Genomic DNA, 7,675 nt, shown 5'->3' with positions numbered 1-7,675 from the left:
GCCCATCTCACACAGGTAATGCGCGGCCCACGCGTATTGCTCGCCGCGTACGTCCATGGCAGCTTCCATGGCGAGTTTCTTGGAGTAGAAAAGCAGGCTTAAGGCGTGCTAAAGGGCTCCTCGCGTTATGACCAAGCACCAGCAGCAACCAAAAGTTTTTTCCTGTAGGAATGGTCTGTCATGACGAATTTTGATGGCTAGGCTGATGAGGTTTCGCTTTTTCGCAAGTGGTGGACTTAGTTAAATGGCCGCTCTAACTAACCGCCGTAAAGGATTACGATGAATATAAATGTCAGTAATTTTCGCCAAGAAGTATGTAAAATCAGGCTTTCGAAAGGTGCTTTTGATGAGCTTTTAAGTGCGAAAAAAATTATCGATTCTGAAATTAAGAATAATTGGTTCGATGCGAAGCCGGCCTACATTAATCCACTGTTATTGCCTGCCCTTAGTGAGGAGCTGCATAGAATACGAGACATGATCGATCACGAGAGCCATGTCTTGATCCTCGATGGGTTTAAGGTCGAAAAACTTGCCAGTTTCAAATCTTTAATATGGACGCTCGGTTCTTTACTCGGTGTGCCTATGGTGCAAAACCATCTTGGTCACAAGGTGATTGAGGTTTATGACCGTGGTGGTAAGAGTATTGAGGACGGTGCGAGGTACCATCAAACCCGCCAGGGCGCCTATGTACACAACGATGGAGTAAGCGATCCACTGCCTATCGATTACTTGATTCTGGCTTGCGGACAGAAAGCGCTGCTGGGAGGTGAGAGCATTCTGATTGATGCAAGCGCGGTATACGCAGAGCTGACGGCATTCCCAGAAGTATTGGAAGAGCTCAAGTGCGACTTCTTTTTTGAAAATCGCGGCATGTCAGACGAGGAGCAGTTGTTTAAAGCACCCATCCTGAGCTTTTCCAATGAAGGTATTCCGCTGATCAGGTACTTTCGAGTTTACATTGAATCAGCTCACCTTAAGGCAGGAGTGCCGTTAACAGCTGCTCAATTCCAGGCACTGGACTTTTTGGATACTGTTCTCGATCAGTCATCGGTTCAGCATCGAGTGCTACTGGAGCCAGGACAGGTCCTTATTTCGGCCGATAACAAGTTTCTCCATACTCGCACGCACTTTATTGATATGAATGCTCCACGTTCAGTGATTAATGATGATGAGCCTTTAAACGCTCTGAATCGCTACATGCTACGGATGTGGCTACGCAAACAATGATATCCCGATGGTCGTAACGTACATCTTCCGATATCCACTATAAGCCGAGCCCCATGGACAACTCCGATATTGCGATCACGCTGGTCTTGATCTCTGCTTTTATGCACGCTACTTGGAACGCCGTAGTCCGCGCCGGTAGTAGTCGCTTTATGACGTTGGCTATGGTTGATGGCACCGCACTGGTGATATGCGTATTGGCGTTACCGCTGGTCAGTGTGCCGAGCCTGGAGGTATGGGGCTACGTACTCGTCTCCGTGGTGCTCAATACGGTCTACCGGCTATTTTTGATCAAGGCTTACGAAACAGGCGACTTCGGTCAGGTGTACCCGGTGATGCGTGGCGTGCCGCCCGTATTGGTCGCGCTGTTTTCCTACTTTCTGCTGCATGAACAGTTGTCACCCCAGGCACTGACGGGTGTGTTGTTGATTTGTGTGGGGATTATCAGCCTGACCTTTGTACGCAAGATGACGGTGCAGATGTTCAAGCCGATCCTGATGGCTGTGTGTGCCGGTGTGTTTATTGCGTCTTACACGGTGGTCGATGCCAAAGGTGTGAGGGCCAGTGAGACGGTGTTGCAATACATCATCTACCTGACCGTGTTCCAGAGTATTCCGATCCCGATACTGGCGTTTTTCAAGCAACGTTCAGCCTTGGCTCGTGCGATACGTGGGCATTGGCGAGTGGGCCTTTTAGGGGGTGTTTTTTACTTGGCGTCTTACGGACTGGTGTTATTTGCATTGTCGCTCGACGCAGTGGCCAAGGTCTCAGCGCTGCGTGAAACCAGTGTTATTATCGGCGCCATTATTGCCGCGCTATTCTTTCATGAACGGTTCGGTTGGCGACGGATGCTGTCGGCATTCGTCATTGTTTGCGGGATCATCTTGATCAAAGTGAGCACCTGATGGCCCAGCGTCCGCCTCCCACTCCGATGCTTCAAGCGTTCGTCAGCGCTGCGCAAACCGGGAGTTTTGCGCGGGCTGCGTTTGAGCTCAACCTCACTGCCAGTGCGATCAGTCATCAAATTGCAGGCCTGGAAGAGTGGTGGGGCTTGCAGTTGTTTGAGCGGCATTCGCGCGGCGTCAAGCTGACGGCAGCGGGTCAGGCTTTATTGCCGGTTACTGATGGGTTCTTCAAGGCGCTGGATGGTGTACTGCACTCACTCAATCCCGGCAAATCCCAACCGTTGTACCTCTCATGCACATCTTCCCTCTGTTCGACGTGGCTGATTCCCAGAATGCACGGCTCTCACACTGAGGCCTCGTTCAACCTTGACCTGGTGTTGACCAGCGCCGACATGAACAGCGCCAGCCTTGAAGCTCATCAATACGATGTTGCGGTAGTAATGGGGTACGGTGAGTACCCGGATCATCATGTTGAACTGTTGATGCGCGACTCGGTGTTCCCCGTGTGTTCGCCGGAGTTTCTGCAGTTGAAAGGGGAGATTGCGCTGGAGGATGTTGCTGGGTATCCGCTGATTCATCGGGTGGATGATCAGGTGTGTCCGGGTTGGGAAAGCTGGTTTGCGTTCCAGGGGCTGGCTGCGCCGATGTATCACCATGGCCCGAGATTTCCGGACTCGAGCCTGGCGATCAGTCTGGCGCTGAAGGGCGGCGGGATTGCGCTGGGCAGGACTGCGTTGGTGTATGACCAATTGGAAGACGGTGCGTTGGTTGCGTTGAATAGCCCCGTGATGATGTCGCCGGCGGCGTACTACATTATTTGCCGCAACGGACGGCAGTCAGAGCCGGATATCGCTCGGTTGATTGAATGGCTCAAGATCAGAGCGAATGAGTTTCTGCAGGAAGTTCGGGCTCGGCATCCGCAAATCGCCGGAGCTGGCGCGGTTTAAATGTGGGAAGGAGTAAACCAGCTCCCACACTCCGATCGTTCCCACGCTCCGCGTGGGAATGCGTCCTGTGACGCTCCGCGTCACGATTTCAAAAGCGGACGCAGAGCGTCCAGAGCGGCATTCCCACGCAGAGCGTGGGAACGAGCGGGTGTTTAACTCGCTGGTGTCATGGCTTGCGTCAGGTCATCCACCACGGCTTTGCCCATCTCACACAGGTAATGCGCGGCCCACGCGTATTGCTCACCGCGTACGTCCATGGCAGCTTCCATGGCGAGTTTCTTGGAGTAGAAAAGCAGGGTGGAGGCGTGTTCCAGGGCTTCGCTGATGGGCATGCCGGAATTGACGCGGAACAGGGGTTGTTGGTTTTCGCCGTAGTCGCCGAAGGTGACGACGCCTAGGGTGGTGATGGAGGAGAGCGGTGGATCGGGGACGATTTTAGTCATGATGTTTCCCAAATTTGCAGTAGGGGTCACCACGGCATGTCGCTAAACATGAAGAGGTGGCAGCTGTACACGGGTTAGCGAACCGGTAAATTTGGGAACCCGGCAGACCCGAAGGTCTCCCGCGTACAGCCGCCATAAAACGGTAAAGACAGGTAAAAACGCCTGGCAGTACTTTGGCATCACATCCCAACTAATCCGGGTCGCTAAACCCGCTCGCTGTTCGCAGCGAAGTCAGGAGGCTAGTGACCCAGACAGTAAGGCGCAATAGGGTGGAGAGTCTCTAGGAAACGTCCTGCAATTTAAAGCGAATCGTCGTTGATGGCCCTTTAATCCGCAAACCGCATCTCCCGCGTTTCCCCCATCAACAACCCTTGGTTCTGCTCCGTCACTTCCCGGATGTAATCCCACAACAACGTAATCCGCTTCAACTTGCGCAAATCCTCCCGGCAATACATCCAGAACTGCCGCGTAATCGCAATCTGCTCGCCCAACACCGGCAACAACCGTGGGTCCTGCGCCGCCAAAAAACACGGCAGTATCGCCATCGAACGCCCCTGCTGCGCCGCCACGTACTGCGCGATCACGCTGGTACTGCGCAAACTGGCGCTGGCGCCGGGCACAACATTCGCGAGGTAGAGAAGCTCCGAACTGAACGCCAAATCATCCACATAACTGATAAATGGGTGCTCGGCCAAATCCGCCGGGCGCTGGATCGGTGGGTGTTGGTCGAGGTAGTCCTGGGTCGCGTACAGCTGCAATTTGTAGTCACAGAGTTTGCAGCACACATAGGGCCCGTGTTCCGGGCGTTCCAGGGCGATGACGATGTCGGCTTCGCGTTTGGACAGGCTGATGAAGTGGGGCAGGGGCAGGATGTCCACCGAGATCGCCGGGTACGTGTCGACGAAATGGCTCAATTGCGGCGTAACAAAAAAGCTGCCGAAGCCCTCGGTGCACCCCATGCGCACGTGGCCGGACAACGCCACGCCGGAGCCGGAAACCTGCTCGCAGGCCATGTGCAAGGTGCTTTCGATGGACTCCGCGTAGCCGAGCAAACGCTGGCCCTCGGGGGTGAGGACGAAGCCGCTGGTCCGGGATTTTTCGAACAACAGCGTGCCGAGCGACACTTCCAGTGAGCTGATGCGCCGTGACACGGTGGTGTAGTCCACCGCCAGGCGCTTGGCGGCCACGCTGGCCTTGCGGGTGCGGGCCACTTCGAGGAAAAACTTCAGGTCATCCCAGTTCAGGGAGCCCAAGGAGGTGATGTTTTTTTGCATATTGGACCGGCTTTTATGTGCGTTCTTATTAGAAGTTTGCACATCTATACTCCAAAAACAGTCCGAACGCCTCATTCCCAAGGCGGTTAACGCGCCTTGTCTCTGCATAAATATAAGATTGGAGACCACATGAACGCATCTGCCGATATTTCCGTGCAACAGGTCAAGTTGCTGATCAATGGCGAGTGGGTCGAGTCCAAGACCACCCATTGGCAAGACATCGTCAACCCGGCCACCCAAGAGGTGCTGGCCAAAGTCCCGTTCGCCACGGCCGATGAAGTCAACGCGGCCATCGACGCTGCCCACCGCGCCTTCCAGACCTGGAAGCTGACGCCGATTGGCGCACGCATGCGCATCATGCTCAAGCTGCAAGCCTTGATCCGCGAGCATTCCAAACGCATCGCTGTAGTCCTCAGCGCCGAGCAGGGTAAGACCATTGCCGACGCCGAAGGCGATATTTTCCGTGGCCTGGAAGTGGTCGAGCACGCGTGCTCCATTGGCACCTTGCAGATGGGCGAATTCGCTGAAAACGTCGCCGGTGGCGTCGATACCTACACCCTGCGCCAGCCGATCGGCGTGTGCGCCGGTATTACCCCGTTCAACTTCCCGGCGATGATCCCGCTGTGGATGTTCCCGATGGCGATTGCCTGCGGTAACACCTTCGTGCTCAAGCCGTCCGAGCAAGACCCGTTGTCGACCGTGCTGCTGGTAGAGCTGGCGCTGGAAGCCGGCGTGCCGGCTGGCGTGCTCAACGTGGTACACGGCGGCAAAGACGTGGTGGATGCGCTGTGCACCCATAAAGACATCAAGGCCGTGTCTTTCGTCGGTTCGACCGCCGTCGGCACGCATGTTTATGACCTGGCCGGTAAACACGGCAAGCGCGTGCAGTCGATGATGGGCGCCAAGAACCACGCCGTGGTGTTGCCGGACGCCAACCGCGAACACACCCTGAACGCCTTGGTCGGCGCCGGTTTCGGCGCGGCCGGCCAGCGTTGCATGGCCACCTCGGTGGTGGTGCTGGTGGGCGCGGCCAAGCAATGGCTGCCGGACCTCAAGGCGCTGGCGCAAAAACTCAACGTGAATGCCGGCAGCGAAGCGGGCACGGATGTCGGCCCGGTGATTTCCAAACGCGCCAAGGCGCGCATCCTTGAGCTGATCGAAAGCGGCGTGAAAGAAGGCGCCAAGCTGGAGCTGGATGGCCGCGACATCAAGGTACCGGGCTTCGAGCAAGGCAACTTCGTCGGCCCGACCCTGTTCTCGGGCGTGACCACCGATATGCAAATCTACACCCAGGAAATCTTCGGCCCGGTGCTGGTGGTGCTGGAAGTTGCCACGCTCGATGAAGCCATCGCGCTGGTCAACGCCAACCCGTTCGGCAATGGCACCGGCCTGTTCACTCAAAGCGGTGCAGCGGCGCGTAAGTTCCAGAGCGAAATCGATGTAGGCCAAGTCGGTATCAATATCCCGATCCCGGTGCCGGTGCCGTTCTTCAGCTTCACCGGTTCGCGCGGTTCCAAGCTCGGCGACCTCGGCCCGTACGGCAAGCAAGTGGTGCAGTTCTACACCCAGACCAAAACCGTCACCAGCCGCTGGTTCGACGACGACACGGTCAACGATGGCGTCAACACCACCATCAACCTGCGCTGATTCCGGGAGACGACCATGAAGATTGCATTTATCGGCTTGGGCAACATGGGCGCACCCATGGCCCGCAACCTGATCAAGGCCGGCCACGCGCTGAACCTGTTCGACCTGAACCAGGCCGTGCTCAAGGAATTGGCCGAGCTGGGCGGCACCGTCAGCGACTCGCCGCGTGACGCGGCGAAAGACGCGGAGCTGGTGATTACCATGCTGCCGGCGGCGGCCCATGTGCGCAGCGTCTGGCTGAATGAAGACGGCGTGCTCGCCGGTATCGGCAAAGGCGTGCCGGCGGTGGATTGCAGCACCATCGACCCGCAGACCATTCGGGATGTGGCGGCGGCAGCGGCCAAGCAAGGTGTTGTGGTGGCCGACGCGCCCGTCTCCGGCGGCACCGGCGGCGCACAGGCGGGCACGCTGACCTTCATGGTCGGCGCCACCCCGGAACTGTTCGCCACCCTGCAACCGGTGCTGGCGCAGATGGGCCGCAATATTGTGCACTGCGGCGACGTCGGCACCGGCCAGATCGCCAAGATCTGCAACAACCTGTTGCTCGGTATCAGCATGGTCGGCGTCAGCGAGGCCATGGCTCTGGGCGATGCGCTGGGCATCGACACGCAAGTTCTGGCCGGCATCATCAACAGCTCCACCGGGCGTTGCTGGAGTTCGGACACCTACAACCCGTGGCCGGGCGTGATCGAAACCGCGCCGTCGTCTCGTGGGTACACCGGTGGTTTTGGCGCCGACCTGATGCTCAAGGATTTGGGCCTGGCCACTGAAGCGGCGCGTCAGGCGAAGCAACCGGTGATTCTGGGGGCTGTGGCCCAGCAGTTGTATCAATCGATGAGCCAGCGCGGGGAAGGCGGCAAGGATTTCTCCGCGATCATCAACAGCTATCGCAAGCCCAAGTAGGGCGTTTCCGAGAGCCTGCTGCTGGTGGGCTCTCGGTTTTTTGCGAGTCAGCGAGCTCTCTGGCCTTTCATCCAGCATCCCACCACATAGGGCACCAGGCTTGATGCCTTTCCACGCATGAATTCATACCCATAGGGCTTGCGCACGATCGCCAGGCCTACGAGAACTTTTTCCGCATGATGGCTGGCTTTGTTTACCAGGCCTGCGGCCGGCTGCGTCGTGAGCGATGTCCCCACTACCAGTACTTTCTGTGCGTGTTTGAAGTGCTGCTGCGCCACCTCAATATTCGGCACGTTTTCGCCATACCAAACGATGTGGGGACGCAGTTGACT

The 7,675-nt window shown here is 57.0% G+C and carries 8 protein-coding genes and 1 pseudogene; 5 read left to right on the top strand and 4 right to left on the bottom strand.

Annotated features, from left to right (window positions below; translation table 11 throughout):
* Positions 1–108, bottom strand: a pseudogene (locus WBB95_RS21200) (DUF3077 domain-containing protein); the annotation flags it as partial.
* A 171-nt stretch (positions 109–279) separates the two neighbouring features.
* Between WBB95_RS21200 and WBB95_RS21195 the strand changes: the two are divergent.
* From WBB95_RS21195 to WBB95_RS21185, 3 genes are read left to right on the top strand one after another with little or no spacing between them, the layout of a single operon-like run.
* Positions 280–1,227: a TauD/TfdA family dioxygenase gene (locus WBB95_RS21195; protein WP_424489357.1), complete on the top strand. Its 948-nt coding sequence runs from the start codon at positions 280–282 to the stop codon at positions 1,225–1,227.
* A 53-nt stretch (positions 1,228–1,280) separates the two neighbouring features.
* Complete coding sequence (locus WBB95_RS21190; protein WP_424489356.1) at positions 1,281–2,129, top strand: EamA family transporter; 849 nt, start codon at positions 1,281–1,283, stop codon at positions 2,127–2,129.
* A complete protein-coding gene (locus WBB95_RS21185; RefSeq protein WP_424489355.1) occupies positions 2,129–3,076 on the top strand; it encodes a LysR substrate-binding domain-containing protein in 948 nt (315 codons plus the stop codon). Before WBB95_RS21190 ends, WBB95_RS21185 begins: the two co-directional genes overlap by 1 nt.
* A gap of 152 nt (positions 3,077–3,228) precedes the next feature.
* Here WBB95_RS21185 and WBB95_RS21180 read toward each other — a convergent pair whose 3' ends face one another.
* Positions 3,229–3,519 carry a DUF3077 domain-containing protein gene (locus tag WBB95_RS21180; RefSeq protein WP_424489354.1) on the bottom strand — a complete coding sequence of 97 codons (291 nt, stop codon included), beginning with the start codon at positions 3,517–3,519 and terminating at the stop codon, positions 3,229–3,231.
* A 326-nt stretch (positions 3,520–3,845) separates the two neighbouring features.
* Positions 3,846–4,793, bottom strand: coding sequence for a LysR family transcriptional regulator (locus WBB95_RS21175; protein ID WP_424489353.1), 948 nt, complete (start codon positions 4,791–4,793; stop codon positions 3,846–3,848).
* A 129-nt stretch (positions 4,794–4,922) separates the two neighbouring features.
* Here WBB95_RS21175 and WBB95_RS21170 point away from each other — a divergent pair, with 129 nt between their 5' ends.
* A complete protein-coding gene (locus WBB95_RS21170; RefSeq protein WP_424489352.1) occupies positions 4,923–6,440 on the top strand; it encodes a CoA-acylating methylmalonate-semialdehyde dehydrogenase in 1,518 nt (505 codons plus the stop codon).
* 15 nt (positions 6,441–6,455) lie between these two features.
* On the top strand, positions 6,456–7,343 hold the full coding sequence (gene mmsB / locus WBB95_RS21165) for a 3-hydroxyisobutyrate dehydrogenase (RefSeq protein WP_424489351.1): 888 nt from the start codon (positions 6,456–6,458) through the stop codon (positions 7,341–7,343).
* A gap of 47 nt (positions 7,344–7,390) precedes the next feature.
* Here mmsB and WBB95_RS21160 read toward each other — a convergent pair.
* Positions 7,391–7,675, bottom strand: a 285-nt coding sequence (locus WBB95_RS21160) for a Sir2 family NAD-dependent protein deacetylase (RefSeq protein WP_424489350.1), incomplete at its 5' end; no start/stop codon positions are given.

It is taken from the genome of Pseudomonas sp. (assembly GCF_049645325.1).
Classification (GTDB): Bacteria; Pseudomonadota; Gammaproteobacteria; order Pseudomonadales; family Pseudomonadaceae; genus Aquipseudomonas.
The sequence above is the reverse complement of the archived record's forward strand: the minus strand, read 5'-3'. Positions and strand labels throughout refer to the sequence as shown.

Excerpts from the sequence above, each read along its gene's own strand:
- WBB95_RS21180 (WP_424489354.1), bottom strand. The coding sequence starts at position 3,519 with ATGACTAAAATCGTCCCCGATCCACCGCTCTCCTCCATCACCACCCTA.
- WBB95_RS21190 (WP_424489356.1), top strand. The coding sequence starts at position 1,281 with ATGGACAACTCCGATATTGCGATCACGCTGGTCTTGATCTCTGCTTTT.
- WBB95_RS21185 (WP_424489355.1), top strand. The coding sequence starts at position 2,129 with ATGGCCCAGCGTCCGCCTCCCACTCCGATGCTTCAAGCGTTCGTCAGC.
- mmsB (WP_424489351.1), top strand. The coding sequence starts at position 6,456 with ATGAAGATTGCATTTATCGGCTTGGGCAACATGGGCGCACCCATGGCC.
- WBB95_RS21195 (WP_424489357.1), top strand. The coding sequence starts at position 280 with ATGAATATAAATGTCAGTAATTTTCGCCAAGAAGTATGTAAAATCAGG.
- WBB95_RS21175 (WP_424489353.1), bottom strand. The coding sequence starts at position 4,793 with ATGCAAAAAAACATCACCTCCTTGGGCTCCCTGAACTGGGATGACCTG.
- WBB95_RS21170 (WP_424489352.1), top strand. The coding sequence starts at position 4,923 with ATGAACGCATCTGCCGATATTTCCGTGCAACAGGTCAAGTTGCTGATC.